This is a genomic window from Acidobacteriaceae bacterium (genome assembly GCA_028283655.1).
In the GTDB taxonomy this organism is placed as follows: Bacteria; Acidobacteriota; Terriglobia; order Terriglobales; family Acidobacteriaceae; genus Granulicella.
Genome location: JAPWKE010000003.1, coordinates 239,452 through 262,926 on the forward strand (window position 1 = coordinate 239,452; position 23,475 = coordinate 262,926).

The 23,475-nt window shown below is 54.2% G+C and carries 11 protein-coding genes; 5 read left to right on the top strand and 6 right to left on the bottom strand.

Features of this window, described 5'->3' with window-relative positions; translation table 11 throughout:
• Window positions 1-389: 389 nt before the first annotated feature.
• Both PW792_03820 and PW792_03825 read right to left on the bottom strand, forming a co-directional pair.
• Complete coding sequence (locus PW792_03820) at window positions 390-1,547, bottom strand: hypothetical protein (protein MDE1161058.1); 1,158 nt, start codon at window positions 1,545-1,547, stop codon at window positions 390-392.
• A 334-nt stretch (window positions 1,548-1,881) separates the two neighbouring features.
• Window positions 1,882-3,606: a VWA domain-containing protein gene (locus PW792_03825; GenBank protein MDE1161059.1), complete on the bottom strand. Its 1,725-nt coding sequence runs from the start codon at window positions 3,604-3,606 to the stop codon at window positions 1,882-1,884.
• Window positions 3,607-4,125: 519 nt separating this feature from the next.
• On the opposite strand from PW792_03825, the gene PW792_03830 reads away from it, so the two are divergent.
• Entirely contained in the window at window positions 4,126-4,971 is an 846-nt protein-coding gene (locus PW792_03830) for a helix-turn-helix domain-containing protein (protein ID MDE1161060.1), read from the top strand.
• Window positions 4,972-5,046: 75 nt separating this feature from the next.
• Window positions 5,047-5,322, top strand: coding sequence for a DUF756 domain-containing protein (locus PW792_03835; protein ID MDE1161061.1), 276 nt, complete (start codon window positions 5,047-5,049; stop codon window positions 5,320-5,322).
• Between the two features lie 83 nt (window positions 5,323-5,405).
• Here the strand turns inward: PW792_03835 and PW792_03840 are convergent, their stop codons facing one another.
• The 4 genes from PW792_03840 to PW792_03855 all read right to left on the bottom strand — a co-directional run bounded on the left by PW792_03840 (window position 5,406) and on the right by PW792_03855 (window position 11,429).
• The gene (locus tag PW792_03840; GenBank protein MDE1161062.1) at window positions 5,406-7,304 is read right to left on the bottom strand and encodes a DNRLRE domain-containing protein; all 1,899 of its coding nucleotides are present in this window, start codon (window positions 7,302-7,304) and stop codon (window positions 5,406-5,408) included.
• Between the two features lie 305 nt (window positions 7,305-7,609).
• Complete coding sequence (locus tag PW792_03845) at window positions 7,610-8,413, bottom strand: glycoside hydrolase family 16 protein (protein MDE1161063.1); 804 nt, start codon at window positions 8,411-8,413, stop codon at window positions 7,610-7,612.
• A gap of 141 nt (window positions 8,414-8,554) precedes the next feature.
• Window positions 8,555-9,193: a response regulator transcription factor gene (locus PW792_03850; protein MDE1161064.1), complete on the bottom strand. Its 639-nt coding sequence runs from the start codon at window positions 9,191-9,193 to the stop codon at window positions 8,555-8,557.
• Window positions 9,177-11,429, bottom strand: a complete 2,253-nt coding sequence (locus tag PW792_03855; GenBank protein MDE1161065.1) for a two-component regulator propeller domain-containing protein — start codon at window positions 11,427-11,429, stop codon at window positions 9,177-9,179. The genes PW792_03850 and PW792_03855 overlap by 17 nt, the downstream gene beginning before the upstream one ends.
• A 1,176-nt stretch (window positions 11,430-12,605) precedes the next feature.
• On the opposite strand from PW792_03855, the gene PW792_03860 reads away from it, so the two are divergent.
• The 3 genes from PW792_03860 to pabB all read left to right on the top strand — a co-directional run bounded on the left by PW792_03860 (window position 12,606) and on the right by pabB (window position 23,475).
• The gene (locus PW792_03860) at window positions 12,606-16,085 is read left to right on the top strand and encodes a carboxypeptidase-like regulatory domain-containing protein (protein MDE1161066.1); all 3,480 of its coding nucleotides are present in this window, start codon (window positions 12,606-12,608) and stop codon (window positions 16,083-16,085) included.
• A 313-nt stretch (window positions 16,086-16,398) separates the two neighbouring features.
• Window positions 16,399-21,096, top strand: a complete 4,698-nt coding sequence (locus PW792_03865; GenBank protein MDE1161067.1) for an Ig-like domain repeat protein — start codon at window positions 16,399-16,401, stop codon at window positions 21,094-21,096.
• Between the two features lie 600 nt (window positions 21,097-21,696).
• Entirely contained in the window at window positions 21,697-23,475 is a 1,779-nt protein-coding gene (pabB, locus tag PW792_03870) for an aminodeoxychorismate synthase component I (GenBank protein MDE1161068.1), read from the top strand.

Below are 23,475 nucleotides of genomic sequence, written 5' to 3' on the forward strand. Positions count from 1 at the left end.
CGTCTTCACGTGCTTGCTGAATCTGCTCGCTCGCTGCATTCACCTGTATGAGGAGAGTTGGGTGTGTATTGGCAGGATTCCATACAGTGATCCCGGTTCGGTGGGAGAGTGCGTTGCGAAAGCGTTAAAGGGCTCTCTGAAGCCGCGGTTCGGTGTAGCCGCCGAACTGAACAGAGAAGCTTGCATCGAGGCTGAGCGCATGCGTTCCTTCGACGACTTGCGCAGGCAACGGTAAGAGCGAGATGCGATTTTGTGCGTGACAACTCGCGGCGCATGCAACAAAGAAAAGAGACGTAGTGGCTCGTTTAATCAGTCTTACAGCGGAGCGGCTTTTCACAAATCGTCCTCGATCTTATATTGTGCGAAATCGTCTAGATCGTTGCCAGAGATCAACTCAAGCGAAAGAGGCTTGCGCTGGTTGGCTGCGCGATGAGCTGATGCGTGCGTTCTTGCGCTTCCCATTCGGGAGCACGTCGCGCTTCGTTGAGCGGCTGCATGCCGATCGATACCTCGCCCGTGGAATGCAGCGAAGGAGCGTTCAGGGTGAGTCGTTCAATGCTGCGCATCGCGTGTTCAAGTTCGAGCGTCGCAGGCTCGTTTCCCTTGTTGATGACAAGGATGCGGTTGGGGTTGCGGAACGCGTAGACCGTAGTATTACTGTCGATCGTCTGCGTTTGGAGCGAGACGATCTCGCTACCTAGAAGCTCTTTAAAGAGCAGCAGCCCGCCATAAAGAGGGCGCGGTTCGAATGACTTGCCAGAGCCGCCTGCGATAGGCGTGTAGATGCTGGTTGCGCCTCCATGGAAGTACACGCCGCGCTCACCTGATTGAGCCAGCTCGAGCAGATACTCAAGGCTCCAGAAGGCAGAGCCGAAGACGTCGCTCACTCCGGCTTTGCCCCCGCTATAGCAGGAGTTTGTTTCTGCCATGCAGTATGGAATGCGCGATTGTTCTGCAATGCGTTTAATGCGCTGAACGCGCGAAGCGAACTCGTGATCAGGGGTGAGCAGGCGCCGCAGCGTCATGGATGGATCCGTGGGCGGGCCTTCTGCATAGTGGTGGCCGGTAAGAAGCTCCACGCCTTCTGGAGCTTGCGACGCGAAGGCCTCTACCCAGTCGAGATCTTCGGCAATGTCCGGTCCTGCAAAACGAGCCTTTGGAAGAGCTGTTAGTACAACTCGATGCAGTACCGACCACTCACGGAAGTAGTCCTGAAAGCCATATCCTTCAGGCCGCAGACCATTCATCACATAATGATCCGGTTCGTTTCCGATCTGGAAAGCTATCAGGCGATCGCCAAGCGTGGCACTGACAAAGCTCGCCTCTGTCGCTGTTCGCTCAGGTGTGCCGTTCACGAGATTGAGTCCGTAGAGACAGCGCCAGCCTGTGGCATCTAGAAACGCTTTCAGATTGCGAATAGCAAGCGGCGTAATGGTCGAGGGTGAAATCTTACGCTTGCTATTGGTGTCCGCTCCTACTGCCTGGTGAAGAAGCGAGGGAGCACCGATGACACTGGGGTCGTTGCTCCAGCGCGTGTATTCGCTCAAGTTGCCACCGAGGCGTAGGACTCCATGCGGAGAGAGCTGACGGAAGAGCTGAATCAGTTCAGTATTTTCTTTGCAAAAAAAATAAGGGGCTCCGAGTTGAGCCGATTCATAGCTAAGCCCCAGCAGGTCTTCCGGAATCTTAGCGAGGACATTCTGCCAATCTGGCTGCACCGTAAACTTTGATTTACTGGCGGTATCGTTGACAGCAGCTGCATGAGTTGCAAGTGTGGGGAGCAGGGAGAAAGCGGCGAGTTGTGATGAAAATTGTCTGCGAGTAATTAATGGCATTCGGAAATTTGGCGCTAGCTGGTTGGGGAGAAATGAGCTTGTCGAGCTACGGAAGGTTCAGATCCGCCGTGCCAATCTTGGAAGAGTTCATATCTCGTACAACGAAACGAAGCCTCGCAGAATTAGGCGATGCTTTGAACTGTAGATCGTAAATAACCTCTGCGGCGCTGGCTGGCATTGGAGGCGTCGCGGTGGTCTTATGGACTTCGAGATAATCTCTGCCTGTGACTTTTCCTTGAGGGGAAAAGCTAACGACAAATAATGCAGTGTCCGCTTCAAACGCATCGCCGTCACGAGGTTTCCACTCAAGATCTGAGGCTTTTACGCGTAGGTGATAGTTGCTCCTGTCGGCCGTCGTCGGCTTTTCTATAGCGATAGCGGTATACGCCAGTCGATTGGATGCAGCATCAATGAGGTCACTTAGGCTGATCTTCTCTTCAGTCGATGCGATCTGCTGCCGCGTTGGATTTAGCTTCACAGGAGCCACAGCTTCGGGCGGATAGTATCCCTGCCTTGTTTGCACGCTCAATCCAGGGCGATGAACTTGTACGCGAATGTGACGATACTGGGCTGCCGTGGTGCTATCTGTGTTGGGTACATAGCTGAGCGTGTAGTAGTGCGTGCCCTCGTCCAGCGACTTGGTAATCTGCCCATCTATATTGTTTCGATTGAAAAGGAAAGCACCTCCCGTCAATGGAGCAAGACTGGCAAAGGTAAATTCACTTTGGTCTGGCGCTGCGTCTGCGCCTGAAGAGAGTGATGCACTAGCTGCGACAGAGGGATCATTAGCGCTGAGGGAATCATCGCTCTGAGCGGTAGGATTCGCGATACCTCCTCCTTGCAGCCCTGCTGGGTCGATGACAAATAATGCGGCATGCGCGCGCAGCAGAAGGTTGATCGTCATGTGAAGCGATGTCTCGAAAGACTCGAGGATGGGTTCGGCAACGGTGCCGCCTACGGGATCAATCGTGGGGAAGCCTTTGCCAATCCAGACGATGTTCTTGCGTCCTGGAGTACCTATCTGCGACTTCGCGATTTGCTCTAGTGCACCGAGCGCCATAATGATGCGTTTGCCATCTCCCGCACCCAGGCCGCTGATCTTTGGGTTGACCGGCTTATACTTTTGCAGCGCAGCCAGCAGTGCGGCGCGATCCTGCGTGAAATCTTTCAAGACTAGAAAACGGTCGGAGCGTACGACGAGGATCTCGGTCGGCTGTGACAGAACTCCCTGTTGTTGCCTAAGGTAACGCTCTATGCATTCGCGGGAATACGCCATATCCTCAAACTTCGTGAGCATCTCGTCGAGCACGAGAATTGCGACGGGTGCGTTTCCAATCTTCTTCAGATCTGCAGAAGATTGCACGATAGAGCTGTCGGGCATGGGCAACAGAGCATGGTCTTGCACAGATTCAAAGTGCTTGATGATTTGTGGCTGCTTATCCTCAAGAACGGTGAAGTCATGCTTTGTGAGTCCGGAAACGATATTACCTTTGTTGTCCGTGACCACGATATCCAGAGACACGATGCGCGAATAGACGTGAAGTGTTTCCGGGGTATTGGTTGACTGTGCATGGAGGCGGTCGGCAGCAAGGGCACCGATGAGCGCGAGGGTGAGCAGGCTGGTGCGTCGCAGCGAAGGCAAGTGTACTGCGTATGGTTTCCGGCGCAGATTCGTGGTGCAACGTGCTGTTCGCATCATCGTCCTAGATACATCAGCCAGCCTGAAAAAGCCAAAATGTTTGATATCGCAAGCGCTCGCATCTTCAGCCACATCGACTGCGGAGGGTGATTTTGATGAGCCACTACCTCGTTGCTCATTCGTTCAGAAACCCTATCGGACAGAGCATTGTTTTCTCTAGGTTTCAGTTGATTTGCTGACGGACTTATTTTCAATCTGCCATTCGTCAGGGTGAGCTTATGCAGGCTACGGCGTGGTGGGTGCATTTTATGCGCTATTGAAATCTTTCACCTTAATGCCGCTTTGCCGATAGCACCGATGGTTGCAACAGAGGATGATTTGGGGGGCATAATATATCCAAAGTTAGGTAGATCGGAGGATGTGCACCACGTATGCTTGACTGCCAAGAGGCCATCTGACGCACGCTGTCAGTGACTCTTCTTTGGGAGGTGTTGCTCTATGCCCAGATCGGATGCTTCCGCACGAGTCCCTCTTATACGCAGGACAATAGCAACGGATGCAGACGATCATGCCGCCAGCTTAACGGAGTGGAAACAGTCATACGATCAGATATCTCGCGGACCGTTTTGCGGAGTGCTGCGTGAGCTTTGGATGGACAAGCAGCTTCAGGTCTTTGAAGAGACAACCAGCCATGAGTTGCGGCAAAGTTGTGAAGTGTGGGATGGGGCTTACTGGTTCGGTATACCTGTAGGCAATGCCTCGATGGGAAGAATCGGCTCGTGTGCCATCGAAGAGAATATGGTAGCTGTGCGACCGGGTGGTGTGCCGTTTCAACTACATACACCCTCGTCATTTCGCATCTTTGGCATCGTGGTCGATCGCAACTTGCTTCAGCGCTACATCGCCGACACCGAAGGCATTGAACTGGATACTGATTTGCTTCACCGCGAGACGCTGAACGCGGGAACCGCCGCCAACTTGTTGCTCAAGCAAGAGCTGCTGCAGATCTTTGAAGCGCCGGCGTTGTTGCTCTCACATGAGCATGCACGTCAGGAACTGCGGGGTCGATTGCTACATGCGTTTGCGATGCAGTGTCTGACGCAGGCGGATGTGCCGAAGCCATCACTGACCTATGTCGGCCGTCATCGTTTAGTACAGAGAACTCGAGACTATGCCGCCGCTGCCGCTGGCACTCCTATATGCATTCAGGAAATCTGCCGTGCATTGCATGTCAGTCGCAGAACGCTGCAGTATGCCTTTGAAGAAGTTTGCGATATTAGCCCTGCTGCCTATCTTCGTATCCTTCGATTGAACTGTGCACGTCGAGCTCTGCGTGATCGGACGAGCGCGTTTAATGATGTTCGAGGCATCGCTGCGCAGTCTGGATTCTGGCATCCCAGCCAGTTCGCCACTGATTATCGGCGCTTCTTCGGTGAAAAACCTTCGGACACGTTGCGTCGCCGGACGGCTCCGTTTGGCATTGCAGAATCTCGATAAAACCTTCCCACAGACTGATTATTCTTGAAGAGTTTGTCGCTGCGTATTAGGTGAAAGAAGGTGCCGCTGGCCGTTGTGTTGAAGAATTATGGTGCGGCATCTGATACGGTCACTGTTGCTAAACGCTATGGCGGTCAGCAGAATAGCTATGAAATCGCTGCTGCAGGATCCACAAAGGTTGAGTGGCCTGTAGACGAACGTCACGGTTGGCATGATCTGCTCGTGCGTCTCGCAGGTAGCGGTAATGCCGACTACTTGCGTCATTTTGCGGGCTATGTTGAGATAGGCAAAGATAGCTTCAGCGGCCCTGCAATCTATGTAGAGCATTCGGAAGTCGCAAAAAGCTCTTAGCCGTTGTCGCAACAGAGATGATTGGTCTTTGGTGAAAAGGAAGGAGAGCTTTCGAGGGATTTCGAAAGCTCTCCTTGTTTCTTTTACTGTGTGCTAACGACCAACATTGGTTGATAGGACGTTGTGGTGGAGCGGCTCGAAGCGTATGCGTGATACACGCTATTCGCTAATGTCCCCTCAATTCCAATGGAGAGTGCGCCGCTTGATTGTGCTGCGACGGCCGCAGAGGTGACATCGAAGAAGAGGGGCTTGCCGGCTGCTGCTGCTGTCAGTCCCCACGAGCCAACTTCTGTGGTGCTGAATGTTGGAGCGTTATTCCAGGTAATGCTGGTGGTGGTCCATGCATTGCTCGAGACGGTATAAGCTCCGTCCAAAGCGGTTCCAGCATCGACGCCCGTAGCGACTAGATATACTGTTGCTTTCTTGATGGTTCCGCTGACGCCTGTGAGGTCGAATTGCAAATAGGAGTTGCGCGCGTAGATGCCGGTGGCATCTTCAACGCTGAGATAGACGCTGGTTCCGTAGTTCGTTGCATCGTCCGTTCCTCCTTCCACAAAAGCGTTTTGCGAGGGTGCAATGCTTTGGCTGCCAGAGCCCACGATAAAGCCGAGCGTGAAGAGCTGATTGACGCCTCCATTACAGGTCGATGTTGTGAGTATTCCACTCGTGCTTGCCGTCATACACGCTTCGCTATCAGTGTTTCCCGCGGTGGCATAGTCAGAGAGCAGAATGAACTCGTAGTATCCCGGCGATGTGGAGACAACCTGCCATTGCTGCGCTGCGGTTGGAGTGCCAGTCGAGGTGAGCGTAGCGAGCGCTGTCGTGCTCGAGGTGCCATCCCAGATCGCGTTCTGTGCTGTGGTCAGGTTTGCTTGCTGGTAACTGGAGCTACTGACGCTGAAGGTGCCATTGCCAGATGCAAGCGGTGTAAACGTCCATTGTTGCGATGCGGCTGATCCGCAGGTGTCTGTAGAGACTGTAGAACTTCCAGCGTCAATACATTTCCCGGTCTGGCCGTAACTGGTGATCTTGTACTGTACGCCGGAGCTGATGGGTGGGGGGATGATCGCGAGCAGCTCCATGACCCAATTCGTGTTCGACGTAAGGCTGACGGTCGCAGCTCCGGCCCATAGATTCCCACCGTTGATAGGACTGCAGGCTGTCGTACTTCCGGAGTAAGAGCAATCGCCAGAGACAGCTGTGACGTTGGCCATGACGGCTTGGCAAGCCGTGCTGGAGGGACTGTTGCAGCTGACGAGGTCTGCCAACTCTGAGGTCCATTCAGTATCGGTGAGTAACGTCCCGTTAGGCGTGCCGCTCACGAATGGTGAGATGTATGGGTAGATCGGCTTATTCAATGCATTGGCTACATTGATGGCCGTATCGTTGATGATCGCCTGTGCTAGATACTGGTCCCAGACAGCGTGCGTCGTCCATCGCTGATACATCGACGGTGTGAAGAAATCAAAGGAGGCGCTGTTGTTTTGATAAAGCTGTGCACGAATTGCGTTATAACCGGTTGAGCTTGCTGGAGCATAATTGGTGTTGAAGTCGTAGTCATACATACCAATTTTTGCGTTTGGGTAAAGAGCTCGAGTCCAGGTAATCAGCTGTTGAATCAAGGCGACTGCATTGTTTGCTGCCGCTGTTGATGTCTCCTTTGTGATCACAAGATCTTCGAAGTCAAATACGATAGCGTTGCTGCTACCAAACTGAGCAACGTACTTCTCAACGACGGTATCGAACTCAGCTTGTGTAGGTGCGTTTGCGCACCCTGTTGAAGTACAACTACCAGGCCAGGTGCCCTGGCTATACACCACGGCTGCGTGCAGAGCCCCATTGTTGTCAAAGATGCTGTGCGAGTTGGCGAAATAGGATGTGTCGTAAAGCATGAAGCCGTTAGGCGTTGTCGGAGTGGCCGTGTCGGTCGTGGTCGTGGTCGCGCCTGATGTTTGGCTTGATCCACCGCATCCAAGAAGCAAAATTAAAATCGTGGGTATACATAGTGTCAAACGACATTTCCTAATCATGTTTCCGTCACGCTCCTAATAAAATGCTGTCTTTCAAAGACGGTGCTGCGCTGGTCTCATAGCTCTTGCCAGCTATGCCAAAGCCGCAAAATGGATAAAGGTGGAACTGCCGGAAGGATATTGAGCACTGTTAGAAGGAATCAATATGCCAAAGGTCAGTATGGCTATATTGGCGTTTGCATGGATTGCGGATGCTGCAAGAAAAAGACCGTACGCCAAAAACGGGCGGTACGGTCTTATGTCATGATGCGTCTGGATTACTTCGCGGACTCTTTGTGTGGTTTGTAGGGATAGACACGAACGTAGTCGATGTCGAAAGTTGCCTGGGAGTTTTGTTTTGAGCCAAAACCCTCAGCGGGGAAGGCACGCGGAACCTCTGAACTCAAAATGATGTACTCCGGGATAGCTGATACCGGAACTTCAGAGGGAGAGACCTCGTAGCTTACTTTGCCATCGACATAGAAGGTATATCCACTCGGCGTCCATGCGACTCCGAACACATGAAACTTGCCGTCATCGAAAGTGTCGAGTTCCTGGTGGGAGACGACGTGCTTGTGGGCTGGGCCATAACCATCCCAGTGAATCGCATGATCGTATTGCTTCTCTTTCGCCTGTGCCAGATGCTCGAACACGTCCATCTCAGTGCCAGAGTTTTCTGCGTGGCCAATCATGGAACCGATTGTTGAGGACTGAACCCAGAAAGCACATTGAAAGCCTGGCACAGCGTGGAAGCGGACAGCTGTCTCCCAGTAGCCGTATTTTTGTGAGAAAGTCCCATCGGTGGTGATCATTCCACAGTAGTTCGTCGGTACCCCACTCTCCAACGTGGAGTATGTGGTGATCGTAGCGTAGCCATCATGCACTCGAATTGCGTCTGGAGTATTCACACAGTGATTACGTACACCGAGGCCGCGTTGCTTCCACGTAGCTGTGTGTAGAGCATTCTCTGTGAACTCTTCATCGAACGTCGGCTTGGACGCAAATCCGGCGGGTACCTGAGCGCTAACAGCTAGAGCTTGCGTGAGCAGGAGTACGCTCCATAGGCAGATATTCGTCTTCATGAATCTGATGGCTCCAGTGAAATTCGGTTGTCGTAGATCGTTGACGTTGTCGACGCAGAACTCGTGCGGCAGTGCAGTCATGCTGCACACCGGAGGTATTCATTTTGTCGAAACTATGTGATGTCGCTTTATTCTGCAGAACTACAAATGCGCAAGCCCTCGCGTGAGAGCCACCATCGCCGCCTGTGTCCTATCTGTGACGCCGAGGCGTATGAAGATGACACTCACATGGCACTTCACCGTTCCCTCCGTGATGCCGAGGTCGGAAGCGATCTCTTTATTACTCTTGCCTGCAACAATCTTTGCCAGTACTTCCTTCTCTCTGGGGCGCAGCGTCGTGTCGGACGTTCGCCTTTGGAGCGTCTTCATGATAGGTGGCGGAAGGAAGAGCCCACCACTCGCGACGGTGCGAATTGCATCGAGCAAAACCTCGTGAGACATGCCTTTGATCACGTAACCGTTCGCGCCTGCTTTCAAGGCCTGATGTATGTCCTCATCGCCTTCATAGGTCGTGAGAACGACGATCTTTGTCTCAGAATGACACTTGCGAATCTCTTTAATCGCGTTGACACCACCGACCGTCGGAAGATTCAGGTCCATCAAGATGACGTTAGGAAGCAGAGTGCGAAAAGCATGAACGGCTTCATCGGTAGTTCCTGCGCCGGCGATGACTTCAAGGTCTGGCTGGGCGTTGATAGTCGCGCATACACCAATTCTTGTAAGCGGATGATCATCGACAACAAGCACCGAAATTTTGGCTGCATCAAGCATTGTTTGCATCCCAGTCTTTCCTGTTACGAAGCTTACTCAGCGATACCAACATTACAAGACTCGTTCCGTCTTCCGAGGAGCTGCGGATATGAAGAGTTCCACCCAGGCTCTCGACGCGTTCCCGCATCACAGAGAGGCCATAGTGTTCCCGTCCATCGTTGAAGGAGCTAAACCCCGTGTCGAATCCTGTTCCGTTGTCTGTGACTTCAATCTGAATTTGATTTCTGAGGAAGTAGATTGTCAATCTAACTTCAGTAGGGGTGGCGTGCCGAAGTGCGTTGAACAGAGCCTCTCGCGTTGCCATAAGCAACTGATGCGAAATGTTTTGTCGAATGAGAGCTTCTCTTCCTTCGGCTTGAAAGAAGATGGGAATACCGAATTGATGCTCGAGCTGTTGGGCGATTTCTCGTAGAAGCGCGCTGAGAGATGCCTGTGGGCCGTGGTCAAGCCGCAATCCCCAGATGGCTTGTCGTGCTTCTTCGATCGTAGAACTGATTTGGAGGCGCGAAGACTCCAGCAATGTGTGGCCTGGCTCTTGAGGGAATTGTGATGTTGCCGCCATTGCTTCAAGAAGGCTGGATACGCCTGTGCAGCCACGAAGCAGAGTGTCATGCATCTCGCGCGCAACACGATTGCGCTCTTTGATCACGGCGCGAAACTGCTTTGCAATCTGTCGTGTACGGATGAAATGGAACAGGGCGACCGCGCACGTTAGGATGGCTCCGCATAGCAGAAAGAACCACCAGGTGTGGTAGTAGGGTGGGCGGCGTTTGATGAGGAGTTCAGCTTCAGAGCTCTTGCTTGGAGCCTCGATGCTGTATGCAGCTACACGGAATGTATATCTCCCGGGCGGAAGGTTTGTGTAGGAGGCGATGCGTTGTGTTCCTGCTTCATTCCATTGCTCATCAAAGCCCTCGAGCTTGTAGCGAAAGCGCAAATTCGACTGTGGCAGCAGGTCGATCGCACCGTATTGAATGTCCAATCGGGTCGATGTGGCGGCGAGGTCTTGCAGCGATTCGACGGAAGATTCTTTTCCGTTCACCAGAACGGATCGAATGACTACAGGAGGAATGCTTCTGATCGAATCCTGCTGCTTGGCCGTGATGCGCACAGGGCCGTACAGGCTGGGGAACCAGAGGCTTCCGTCGGCTGTAATCGCTCCGGCTGGTTGCAGTCCACCGAACATCTGTGTCGTATAAACGCCGCTCAGCGCGGTATAGAGACGAGCCGATGGCTCATGGTGAGAGTCGTCGGCAAATGCGTTGAGATTCTCGCCGCTGATGGAGTAAATACCGTTAGGGCTGCTGATCCAAATCTCGCCGTCCTGTGTTTGAAGGATGGCGTAAATCTTGCTGGGCAAGAGCGCATTGGATGCATTCAATGCATCTACCCTGCCATTTTTCCAGCGATAAATACCTCGACCGTTCGTACCGACCCATAGAGCACCGCTTGGGTCTTCATGCATCGCCCATACCGGAACATTTTGAATCGTCTTGGTGAGTTTGTTTGTCTCAAGAGCGTCGTTGCGCCAGAGATAAAGACCCTGGTCTGCCCCGATCCACAGAGCGCCTGTGTGATCTTCGAAGAGCGTATGAGCACCACTTACCTGCGCTGGCAGCCCGTTCATGCCCGATAGAGGTTCAATCTTTCCATCACGAAAACGACTGATGCCAGAGCCGCCTGCGATCCATATTGTTCCATCGCGCCGTTGGAGCATGGCACGAATGTCTCGAAGGTTGATCTGCATCGGGAAGTGGATGAGATGGCCATCTTTGAGTTGATAGATGCCTTGATCGAAGGTGCCTAACCAAAGGCACCCATCGTGATCTCGCAGCACTGTTACCACATGAATTTGCGCGAGACCAGGCAGCGTTACTTCCTTTGCGTGCCCGTTTTGTATGTCGTACAGGTTTGTCGACGCAACCCAAAGATGCCCTTTCGGATCAGCGGAGATGGTTTGGGAGACACTGTCTGAACTCTTTGGCAGGAAGATGATCGACGTCTCTGGATGGGCAAGTCTTGCAAGGCCAGCCTGGGTCCCCACCCAGTAGCTTCCATTGCGATCCTGCAGGACGGTAAATACTGCATTGCTTGGAAGTGCCGCGGGCATCGCTAGTGGGCGCGTGCTATTTCCGTCGAGCAGGAAGCTCCCCTGATCTGAGGTGCCGACCCATAGGCGACCATCCGGGAAGAGGAAAAGTGAACGAACGCCACCACGAATAGCCTGTACTGGCGTGAAATGCAAAGGCAAATCATCCTTGGTGAGCGACGACTTGAAGAGGCCCGAGGTTGTGCCTACCCAGAGGGTGCGATTCTTATCCACCACTGTGGCCCGCACCAGAACCATCGGGGGAAGCCCTGATGCGGGATAGGCAGTTGCGGTGCCGTGCTGAATGCGAACAAGCGTCGTCGCTCCAACCCACACCGTACCACTTAGGTCCTTTGTCATCGAAAAGATGGAGGACTTCTCGAGCTCATGAATATTGCTCTTAAAGCGGGCGAGGTGGTCGCCTTCCATCCGGAAGAGACCTCCGTAGGTCGCGACCAGCAGAGCGCCCTGATCATCTTCCACGACGCTCCGGATGAAGCCTAAGGTGAACCCTTCACCATTCGCATAGCGGTGAAACTCTCCATCTCGATAGCGGACAAGCCCACCACCGAATGTTCCGATCCATAGGTCGCCGTTCTTCGCTACCGTAAGGCTGGCGATGCCGTCGACGGTGAGGGCTGGTGTTGTCTGATGGTTGAAAATGGTGAACTTCTCGCCATCAAATCGCGCCAGGCCACCGGTTGTACCCACCCAGAGATAGCCCTCGGGTGTTTGTGCCAATGCCTGAATGTTCGCTTCCGGAAGACCGTCCTGAGTCTGCCACACCCGTTGAAGGTAGGTCGCCACGGGCTGGTCTGTGGCTGTCAACTGCGCCCGCAGAGAGGCGAACGCAACGAGGAGCAAGACAACGCTGGCGCAAGCGCGAAGCCCGAGAGCGGGGCGCGGGTTGCGCTCAAGAAGTCTCAAAGATGACGTTTCGATCGACATTCCGGGGATTGCCTTTGAGAGGAAGCGTGTGGATACTTCTAGCGTAATTCGTAGCACTGAAGCGGGTATCGGGATTCGGCAATGTGACTTTCGTCATAGTGTGAGACGGTGATTCTCCGCTTTCGATACGAGATTGTTTCCGAAGAACGCGAAGTACAGTCTTGCCGTACACGCATATGAACCGATGCGCTCAAGGCTGCTTGCTTCGAACGCATGCCTTTCTGAAGAGTAGGACAAATTCCTGACTTTTAGCAGATTGATTCTCCGGCTTCCGGAACCTAGCATTGGCCTCGATCCGTTCAGAAAATTTTATTGCAGTCCGTCTGACGGGGTCGCGAATCTATGCCAAGAGGTTGTAGACGGATGAATGCATGTCAAAGAGCTGTGTGGCGAAATGCCCTATCCTCATTTTTGTTTCTTCTGCTGGTTTTCGTTGCATTGCATACGGCCGTGGCACAGAACGTGAATGCTTCGGTCACCGGCACCGTAACAGATCCTAGTGGAGCGGTTGTGCCGGGCGCGAGCGTCATCGCAAGGAATATTGATACCGGGATTACCTTCCCGGGCAAGACAAACCAGAGCGGCGTTTACACCATAGCATCTCTCCCTATTGGCAACTACACCGTCACAATTTCGGCGAGTGGGTACAAAAAGGCTTCGGTCAAGTCCTTCGCCTTGATTGGTGGCCAGGATGCCCGCTTTGACGTCGCCCTCTCCCTTGGAAACGTCTCAGAGGTCGTAAATGTTGACACCATGCCCCCGATCCTCGATACGCAGGATTCGACGCTAAGCACTACGTTCGAGGCAAAGATCATCGATCGTCTTCCGCTTGTTGCAGACAACGTGATGACGCTTGGCATGCTGACGCCTGGTGTCGTGCAGGCAAACCCTGCAGGCTTCGATAATATTTCGAATCCGACGAGCTATTCCAATCCAAGCTTCAATGTGAATGGCAACCGCGAGCAGTCGAACAATTTCACACTCGATGGTATGGACATTAATGATGCTATCGACAACGAGATGGCTTACTCTCCTTCTCGCAATTCGCTTGCGGAATATCAAATGGTCACGGGTAACAATACCGCAGAGTGGGGCAATGCAAACGGCGGCCAGGTTGTCATGATCACCAAGAGTGGCACGAACGTGTTTCATGGTGAAGCGTTCCTTCAGGATCAGACGACCGTGTTCAATGCAAACGCGTGGTCAAACAAGCATGGCGTTACGATCACTCCTCGTACAGGCCAGGACCGCGCTTACTTTGGAGCCACCATTGGTGGCCCAATCAAGCACGATAAACTTTTCTTTTTCATTGATTATCGTGGCGTGCGCCAGCATGTGGGCACAACGCCGAAGAGTTTTCAGCCTGACCCCAATTTTGGGAACGATCAGACGCACGATATGACAGGACAAGCTTATCTAAAGGGAACTGGAACGGCATACAGTCCCGCGGTAAGTCGGGCCGTCCAGATTGTGAATCCAGCAGCTCAGTTCGTTCTAAGCCATCCGGAACTCTATGCTGTGTGTAACCAATATGCTGCGGGAGTAAAGGCTGGAACGCCGGGTGTCGGCTGTGTCACTGACAACGGGTCTACGACCAGCGGCAATAACTTCGTTGGTTACCAGCTCCAGAAGGTGAGCGTAAATCAAGGAGATGTGAAGATTGATTGGAAGGCATCTAATAAAGATCTCCTATCGATCCGCTACACGCAAGTATCGAACGTTAATTCTACGCCCATTGTCGCGATGCCGGTCGACTCAACCTATACTGGAGACTACCCTTACAATGGGTTCGTGGTGAACTGGACGCATACTTTTGGCGGAAATTTGCTGAATGATGCTCGCGTTGGCTTTAGTCGCTCGCGTTACACCAATTACCCTATCGACCCAACAGGCCTGATTGGCAAGAACGGTGTAGCGGACTATGGCATCCCGAACTACCATCAGGTTTTTGACGGTGAGCCTACGATTTCTTTGGGAGGCACAAAACTCATCAATATGACCAGCTTCGGTATTTCCACCGGTGGCAGAGCTACAGATGGTCTGGTGAACGCGTTCAACTATGGCGACAAGCTTGAGTGGTCACATGGGAAGCATTTTTTCAAGATCGGCGGACAGGCGATTCGTTATCAGGAAAATCGCTACTACGCAGGTAACTATGGTCCCGATGGACAGTGGAACTTTACCGGGTCTACTTCCAATACAGCACTTTCAACGGGTGATGCTTGGGGGGATTTCCTGGCAGACGAAGCCACGAAATATTACGTTGGCAGCAGCCATGGCCGCTGGGGGCAACGCCAATGGCGTGACGCTCTTTACTTCCAGGACGACTACAAAATTCTCCCGAATCTCACTCTAAATCTTGGCATACGCTGGGAGTGGGATCAGCCGATGTATGAGGTTCACAATCATATGGTGAACATCAACCCTTACACCGGAGGGATCAGTTACGCTGGCTTGAATGGAGCTAACCGGTCACTCATCAATGCTTATTGGCTAGGATTTATGCCACGGTTTGGATTCGCATTCGCACCTGCGAGCCTGCAGAACCGCTTCGTGATTCGAGGTGGATACGGCATTACAAACTTTATGGAAGGTCTTGGGGCGAATCAGCGTATGACACAGAATCCCCCTTTTATTTTCAACAGCTCTGCGACGGCAGCAGGTTCCGCGCCATTAAGGATGACCGATGGTTATCCAGCGCAGTCGGTTACTCCTACAACTATCGCGGGTAACATGATTGGATGGGATCCGCGAGTAAAGCCTGCCTTTGTGCAGCAGTTCGATCTTCTCTTGGCCTACCAGTTCACACATAGTCTCGGCTTGCAGGTTGGTTATGTGGGGCAGGATGGAAACCATTTGTTCGATCTTCTTGGCCTGAATCAGGCTCCTTGTAGCATTTATCCTCTGGTTGCTGGCGGTACTTTCTGTAATTCGCCTCTGGCCACAGTGCTGCCCAACCTTGCGGCACACAATGTGCAGTACACCGAGTCAGAAGGAGTGATGAACTATAACTCGCTTCAGGCAACATTGCAGCAGCATACAAGCCGAGACCTTATGTTTTTGGCAAACTACACGTATAGCAAGTCGATGTCGGATAGCCCCGGATACTATGGCAGTTCCGGTGTGTCGGGGTCGGCGGGTGCATATCCGCAAGACAGCACGAATCTGGCTGGCGATTACGGTCCTTCTTTCTTCGATACAACACATAACATCTCGTTTGCCATCGTTTACTCACTTCCGTTTGGCCGCGGTCAGATGATTGGGAAGCACTGGAATCGTTTAGTGGATGGTGTGCTCGGTGGGTGGAAAGCCTCTATTTCCGGAAGTTATCACACGGGCTTTCCCCAAACGATCTTCTCGACGCCGTATTACTCCGTCAACGGCGTCTCTAGTGGTGTCGTAAGGGCTAATATGTATCGTCCGCTGAAGATTGTGAACCGTAGCCATGATCACTGGCTGGGAACCGATCCCTCCGCGAAACCCGCGACGAACACTACATATACCAGTGTGCCGTTCCTTGCCAATACTGTAATGGGGTATGGCGCAGGCAGCACTAAGGTTTATTCAAAGAACGATAACGGAACCTCGGCCTTCGGTGAAGAGCTTACAACTGGCTTCGGCAACTCGAAGGTTGGCTCCGTGCGAATGCCTGGCTATCACAACGTTGATGCTTCAGTAAGTAAGGACTTTTCTCTTAGCCGTGGTATGGTGTTGAACTTCCGTGCAAATGCCTTCAATGTACTGAATGGAGTGAGCTGGGGATCTTTCTATGCTGTTGTTTCTAACAGTGATTTTGGGGAAGGCACGAGCACCACATCTACCGTCGAGCGTCATCTTCAACTGGGCCTGAACCTAAAGTTTTAGGCAACTCATATGAGTCGTGTCTTCCGGAAGCCCCCCTGTCGTTTCGGGGGGCTATTTTTAGCAAAATTGCGAAGGAATGGGGACCGCAAAGTGATCTTAAAATACTGACTTTTGTCAGATTGACGGTCATCTTTCACGAAACCTACTATCCGAATAGATCAGCGAACACCCATAGAGATTAGTCGAGCCGTTGAGCCAAGCCGTATCCACCTTGCGTTGGAGAGTACGCATCTAGAATGCGCTTTATTTGCGTGCTGTAGATCCGCGTGTGTCGCTCGTACGCAGGCAAGTTAGCAATTGAGAGGAATAACGAATGAACTGGTTGACAAACAAGCTGCGAAGAGCGATGGTGAGCCACCTTCTGAAGGCCGTTTCGCTGGCTCTTGCGGTTCCATGTGCTATGAATGCGCAGTCGACACCATCGATGATTCAGGTACCGATCCTGTCGGCTTACGCCGGTGTTCCAGGCTCGACGTACAACGGAACTGGGGAGGCGGCATGCGCCTCGGGAACTACTGGACGTCTGGACTCTTATGGCAACGGTTGCCCGGCAACGCAAGCTCTTCTGGACTACTCCTACGGACTTGCCATCGACCAGTACAGCAACATTTACACCACGGACTACGCGGGCTCCCGTATGGTGCGCGTTGTCTATCAAGGGGGGAGTGCTCTTGCTGCGGCTCTTACTGCTGGAACCGCGTTGACAACAACTCCAGTCGTCGGCGATATGTATGGCTTTGGTGGAGTGAGTACTGTTCTCACGGCAAGCTCTGACGTTTATTACTGTACGGGAACTTCCGGAACGGTCGCGCTCAACCAGAACGGCGATGGTTGCCCCGCGAAGCAAGCGGTGATTCGCCCCTTCGGTGGCGGGCTTGCCGTCGATTCGGATGGCAACATTTTCTTCGCTAATGACGCGGGTACCCTACGTGTTTCGGTGATTTACGTGCAGGGCTCAGCCTTATCCACACTAATCACCAATTACTACAAAACCGTGTACGGACAGACGGTTACCCCACAGGTTGGTTATTTGTACTCATTGAGCGGTGGCGCCACTAGCACCGTAAGTGAGTTCATATCGTTGCGTTCCATCGCGGTGGATTCAAGCGAGAATATCTATGTCGCCGATAACGGTACGCAGGCCACAATCTCGGGCTACCTTGCGACTACCGCCGGAAATCAAATCAAGAAATTCGGCTCGGTTGGCGGCGTCTATGGCTGGACCACCTACATGAATAAAGGCGGAACCGCCGCGGGAACGAACGGCGACGGGAGTATCGCCACCGCGGGGCTCGTGAATGCTCCGTATTGTTTATATGCGGACAAATACGGGAACCTGTTCATAGCCGATAGCGGCGACGATAAGATCCGCGTTGTTTACGCCTCCGGTACAACGCCCCCGCTGTATTCGGGGAGCACGCAAACAGTGATTACAAGTCCTGTCGCGGGGTATGTCTACTCCGTTGCGGGGAATAGCACGGGTACGGCGTCATCCTCGATTTCATCCATCGGACTTGCTGCCTGGTCGATCAATTTCGGCGCGATCCAGAAAATCGGTATGGATCAGGGCGGCAATTTACTTCTGTTCGACACAAATGCTTATCTGTGGCGTGTTTCCGCGAGCTCGGGTGTTGGCGAATTGCTTGGCGGCATAAGCGCGACGTCGACGAACTACACCGCAGCGTCGAGCGCTACGCCCGCAGCAGGCATCGCGTGCAACGGTACGACGAGCCCCATAACTGGCCCAGTCATGACAGATGCGTATGGGGATGGTTGCCCAGCAACCGAGGTCCTTCCGTACGGTGGAAATGGAAACATTGTTTCTGATCTTTCTGGAAACCTGTACTGGTTGGAGGAACGAATCAATACCGGAGCAGGCGCGATCATCCGCAAGGCTACGTTTGGTGGACAATTTGGTACAGTCGCAGTCGGCGACTCGGCAACATCAGTACTAGCCTTCACCCCAACCAGCAGCGTGACTACTTACTCGCCAACGCAGGCGTATACGTTGAGTGGCGGAAGCTCGGCGGAATTCAGCGATGCAGGCAGTGATACTTGCAGCACCATTACTGCGGAAACCTGTATCTATAATGCCAAGTTTACCCCTACGCTGCCTGGTATGCGACAAGGATCGTTCGCCCTGTCTGCTTCTAGCACTGCATTGGGTTCGGCATATGTGAGCGGCATCGGCGGTTCGCCCTTGCTTACAGTTGATGCTGGTTCCACAACGACTGTTGCTGCTTCGGGCCTCACGCTTACCCCATCGGGGGTAGCTGTATCTCAAAACGGCAATGTGTATCTCGTCGATACGACCACGAATACCCTTTACAAATCTGCAAGCGGAGCTGCACTTGCTGCGTTTGCTACAGGCACAACGGGAACAGCGTTCAAGTCCGCAGCGCAGGTCGCTGTCGACGGTGCGGGCAACGTGTATGTCGCTGATGCTGGAAACAACCGTATCGTGCAGCTGACTGCGTCAGGTACCGCATCGGCGTTGAGTTTCTTTGGTGCATCGGGAACGACAACCGCGCTAAGCGCGCCCGCAGGTGTCGCGGTGGACGGCGAGGGCACACTGTATGTTGCTGACACAGGCAACAATCGCGTGCTGAAAATTCCGGCGCTGGGTGTTGCATCCACGCTCGCCTTCAGCGGACTAAGCAGCCCGCGCTCTGTCGCTGTCGATACCGCCGGCGACGTCTTCGTAGCCGACAGTGGTAATGCTCGCATCGTTGAATTGAGCGCCAGCAGCGTGCAGTCGGTAGTCAGCATCTCGCCTAGCCTTGTAACCCCTGGTGGCTTGGCGGTTGATGCAGCTGGCGATCTTCTCATCGCTGACTCCAGCAATCAAAATGTCGTCATTCTTCCCGCAGGCAGCACAACGTCTTCTACGCTGCTGAGTGGCACTACCGGTCTCGCCGGGCTCGCAGTTGATGCGAGCGGAAATGTACTACTGGCTGCTTCCGGCACGAACGGCCTCTTGACGTTGAACCGCAGTACGCCGACTATCAGCTATGCTCAAACTGCGCTCGGCCAAACAGCCTTGAGCACGCTTACGCTCAATAACGGTGGCAATACTGCTTTGACTCTCGGAAGTTCACTCGGCACCTTGAGTGATTCCACGGACTTTGCGGTAGCGGCGGCTAGCACCAGCGGTTGTTCCGTGGGGCAGAGTATTAGTGCAGGCGGCAACTGTGCAGAGATTGCAACGTTCCAGCCGCAGACCACGGGCGCACACACAAGTACGCTCACGTTTGTCTCTTCATCACCCGTTACTGCGGTAGCTGCACTTGTCGGTACTGGAACCGTATCGACACCGACGGTCAGTGTCACAAACGTCTCGACGGTACAAGGCGTAACGAGTGTGACGTTGACCGCGTCGGCCGCTTACGCGCTGTCCACTGCTCCAACAGGAGCGGTGACCTTTGTCGTCGGCACCGGTGCTTTGGTGACGGCAACTTGTACAGGATCGACGTCTCCGCGTACCTGCACGGCAACGTATACAACGTCGAGTCTTACGGCAGGAACCTACACGATCACAGCGAGTATGGCTGCCGATAGCAACTATGCTGCAGCTTCAGGAACTGGAACGCTTACCGTAACGACGTACGCGACCGCAACGCTTTCGATCACTGGTACGCCGACCGTGTCGTATGGCACCTCAACGGCTACGCTTACGGGATCGGTTGCATACTCCACCGGCATCGCAGCTCCTACAGGTGCAGTAACGTTCACTGTAGGCAGTGGTAGTGCCGTAACCGCGACCTGCACAGGCTCGAGCACACCGCTTACCTGTACGGCAAGCTATCCCACATCGACGCTTGCAGTGGGTTCATACACCATCACGATGAACATAGCTGCGGATAGCCAATACCTCGCGACTTCCACAACGGGCACGCTAACGGTGACGAAGTCTTCAGTGACGCTTGCCGTCAGCGGCAGTCCTGCTGCTGTCTACGAAGCGACATCGACGACACTAACGGCAGCGCTTAGTTACACGCTCTCAGGTACGCCGACCGGTGCAGTCAGCTTCCTCGTATCCGGAGGCAGCACCGTGGCGGCAACCTGCAGTGGCAACAGCTCGCCCATCACTTGCACGGCAAGCTATCCTACATCGACCTTCGCGGCCGGTTCTTATCCGATCACGGTTAGCTATGCCGGTGATGGAAACTTCGGCGCAACGACAAACTCGAGCACGAGTCTGACGATCACGCCTGCAGCAACCGCGACCACACTTACGGTTGCCGACAATCTCTCCGCAACCACTCCGAGCGTGACGCTCACTGCGGTGGTGAGTTCTTCGGCAGCTGGTGTTACGGGATCTGTAACATTCTTCAGCGGAACGATTTCGCTTGGTTCTGTCACGATCAACGCAGCAGATACAGCAACGCTAACGCTTACCTCGACAGGCGTTCCGTCCGCATCCTTGACGGCTCAGTTCATCCCAGCCACAACGAATTATTCGGGATCGACCTCTGCTGCCATTACTGAGAGTAGTGATTTTATTCTCTCGGCGACACCTTCGACGGTTACCGTAGCCCAGGCCGCAAGCGCGACGTACGCTCTCTCGCTTACTCCTTACTTCGGTACAACGAGTGTCACACTCGCATGCAGCGGATTGCCTGCAGGTGCCTCCTGCACCTTCTCACCAACGTCTCCTGTGAGCTTCGCAAGTGGAACTACCGCAGCTACGGCTGTAACGCTTACGGTCAAAACAAACAATATTGCGACGTCGAGCAACCAGCAGCGCAACCTTCCTGGACGCGGCTTGCCGATTGCGGCAACCTTCGCTGCATGTCTCGGCTGTGTGCTCTTCCGCCGTCGCAAGTTGATGAGCGGCATGGCCTTGAGTCTCTTCTGCCTGTTGTTGCTTGGCTCGATGACGGGATGTGGTAATGTCGGGTCTTCATCGATTACCGCAGTCGGAAGCTATCCCTTCACGGTGACGGCGACAAACCAGAGTGGCATTTCTCATAATGTAGCTCTGACACTTGTCATCACGATTGATCCCTAGCGCCGATGGCCTGCTAGAGTTCTTCTCTAGCAGGCCATCGTTCTATACGGTTGTATTGAGACTGTTCAGAATCCAGGGTAGGACGTGAGTTGCTTACTCGCCAAGTTCGTGAAGTCTGCAAGTAGTCTGACCGCGTTGGGAGTTTTGCCGAGCCGTATCCTTGGCGCTTCCATCGTGCAACTTCGAAATGGCCGTAGGCGTTCACTCCATAAGGATTCCGTCTGCCGTCCGCATCTTGGCCTAGCCATTCATCTGGGACGCTCTTCTGAGGTCAAGCTCTACGCCGTAGCCAGCCTCAAAATAGTTTGGTGTCACTGCATTGCGAAGCGCGATGTACTCTGTAGTGCGAGAGGGAATGCGTGCTCCCCTATGGGATGTAAGAAGCGAATGGCCTTCAGAGCTTACGGCACTGCATTCTTGTGGCTGCTCGTGGCATGTGAGAAGCCGATCCATACTTTGTATGGGTTCTTGATGTAGGACGCAGCGGAGCGTTCGATCTCAACCCGCGCCTCCAAAATCAATTGTTCGCTGCCCTCCTAAATGGAGGGCCCTCGTATTTTGGATGTGATTCAGGATGTTCCGGGAGGCGGCACATTGGCTATGTTGTTGGACGTGGGCTCTGTGCTGCTGGAGAGTGTTGCGGTAGATGGTCGTCCCGGGAAGCGGCTGCTCTTTCGTGATCCCGTGCGGGTGATTGAGGCAAGGAGTGTTGCGGACGTTCCTGCGGCGCTGCTGGCGGTGGATCGTGCGCTGGCAGAAGGCCTCTCTGTGGCGGGGTTTGTGGGCTATGAGGCTGGGTTGGCGCTCGAATCGGTGCTGGCCGCTCTGGTGCCAGAGCCTCTGGATGGGGAGCCGCTGTTGTGGCTGGGCTGCTATCGGTCATCAGAGAGTGTTGAGAACTCTCTGAGCGAGGTAGCCGAGAGTTCGGTCCAAGCGGTTCGGCTATCGCTGACTGAGGTTGAGTACGTTTCTCGTGTCGAGGCTGTGCAGCGGTTGATCGCAGCCGGGGAAACGTATCAGGCCAATCTCACGATGGAGGCCTGCTGGCAGGCCGGGGAGAGCGCAGAGGCGCTCTATCAGCGGCTTCTGCAAGCGCAGCCGGTGGAGTACGCGGCGCTGCTTCGTCCACAGGCTGCGTGGCATGTGCTGTCCTTTTCGCCCGAGCTGTTCTTTCGCCGCGACGGCGAGCGCATTGTGACTCGACCGATGAAGGGAACCGCTGCTCCGGGGGTGGATATGGCCGAAACGCGGGCCCAGGCTGCGTGGCTGCAGGCGGATGAGAAGAACCGCGCTGAGAACGTGATGATCGTCGATCTGCTGCGCAATGATCTGGGACGGATCTGCAAAATTGGCTCGGTGAAGGCGACGGAGCTGTTCCACGTGGAGCGTTACCCGACCGTGCTGCAGATGACCTCGACCGTTGAAGGGAGGCTGCGGGATGGCGTGGGCTATGCGGAGATCTTTCGCGCGCTGTTTCCTTCGGGATCGATCGTTGGCGCGCCGAAGGTGCAGACGATGCGCCGGCTTTGGGAGCTTGAGGCGCGCAGGCGCGGAGTGTACACGGGGGCGATCGGATACATTACGCCGGATGGTCAAGCGGAGTTCAACGTGGCGATTCGGACCGTGAGCCTGCGAGGGCAGGAAGCCCGCATGGGCGTGGGGTCTGGGATCGTTGCGGACTCGGTCGCGGAGTTAGAGTATGCGGAGTGCAAGACGAAGCTGGCGTTTTTGACGCTCCCGGCAATAGAGCCATTTTCGCTCATTGAGACGCTGCTGGTGGAGAACGGAGCTTACACGCTGCTGCCCGAGCATCTGGAGCGAATGGCTGAGTCGGCCGAGTACTTTGGCATGGTCTTCGACGGGGAGCGCGTACAAAAAGCGCTGCGCGAGGCTCTGCAGGAGGCGGGCAACGAGCGTCGGAGAGTGCGGCTGTTGCTCGACCGGGAAGGCGTTGCCAGCTGGAGTTCCACGGCCCTGCCAACTCCTTCTGAGGAGCCGGTCGACCTGCTGCTTTGGCCGCAACGTACGCAGGCGAACGATTTATTCCTGCGCCACAAGACGACGCGCCGAGCGCTTTACGATCAGGCCTTTCAAGCTGCGCAGGCGGCTGGATGCGCGGATGCTCTCTTCCTGAACGAGGACGGAGAGGTTACGGAAGGCGCCATTCACAATGTCGTGGTGGTTTTGAACGGAGGCTGGCTTACTCCACCGCTCGCTTCAGGGGTGCTGCCGGGAGTTTTTCGCAGAAAGCTGTTGGACGTCGGGCGCGTGACGGAGAGGCGTCTGACCCGGGAGCATCTGGAGCAGGCGGAAGAGATCTACCTCTGCAACTCGGTGCGCGGACTTCGGCGAGTCCGTGAGCTGAGGCCGCCTGTCTAG

Coding starts and splice junctions, on each gene's coding strand:
- PW792_03850 (MDE1161064.1), bottom strand. CDS start 9,193: ATGCAAACAATGCTTGATGCAGCCAAAATTTCGGTGCTTGTTGTCGAT.
- PW792_03845 (MDE1161063.1), bottom strand. CDS start 8,413: ATGAAGACGAATATCTGCCTATGGAGCGTACTCCTGCTCACGCAAGCT.
- PW792_03865 (MDE1161067.1), top strand. CDS start 16,399: ATGAACTGGTTGACAAACAAGCTGCGAAGAGCGATGGTGAGCCACCTT.
- pabB (MDE1161068.1), top strand. CDS start 21,697: ATGTTGTTGGACGTGGGCTCTGTGCTGCTGGAGAGTGTTGCGGTAGAT.
- PW792_03830 (MDE1161060.1), top strand. CDS start 4,126: ATGGACAAGCAGCTTCAGGTCTTTGAAGAGACAACCAGCCATGAGTTG.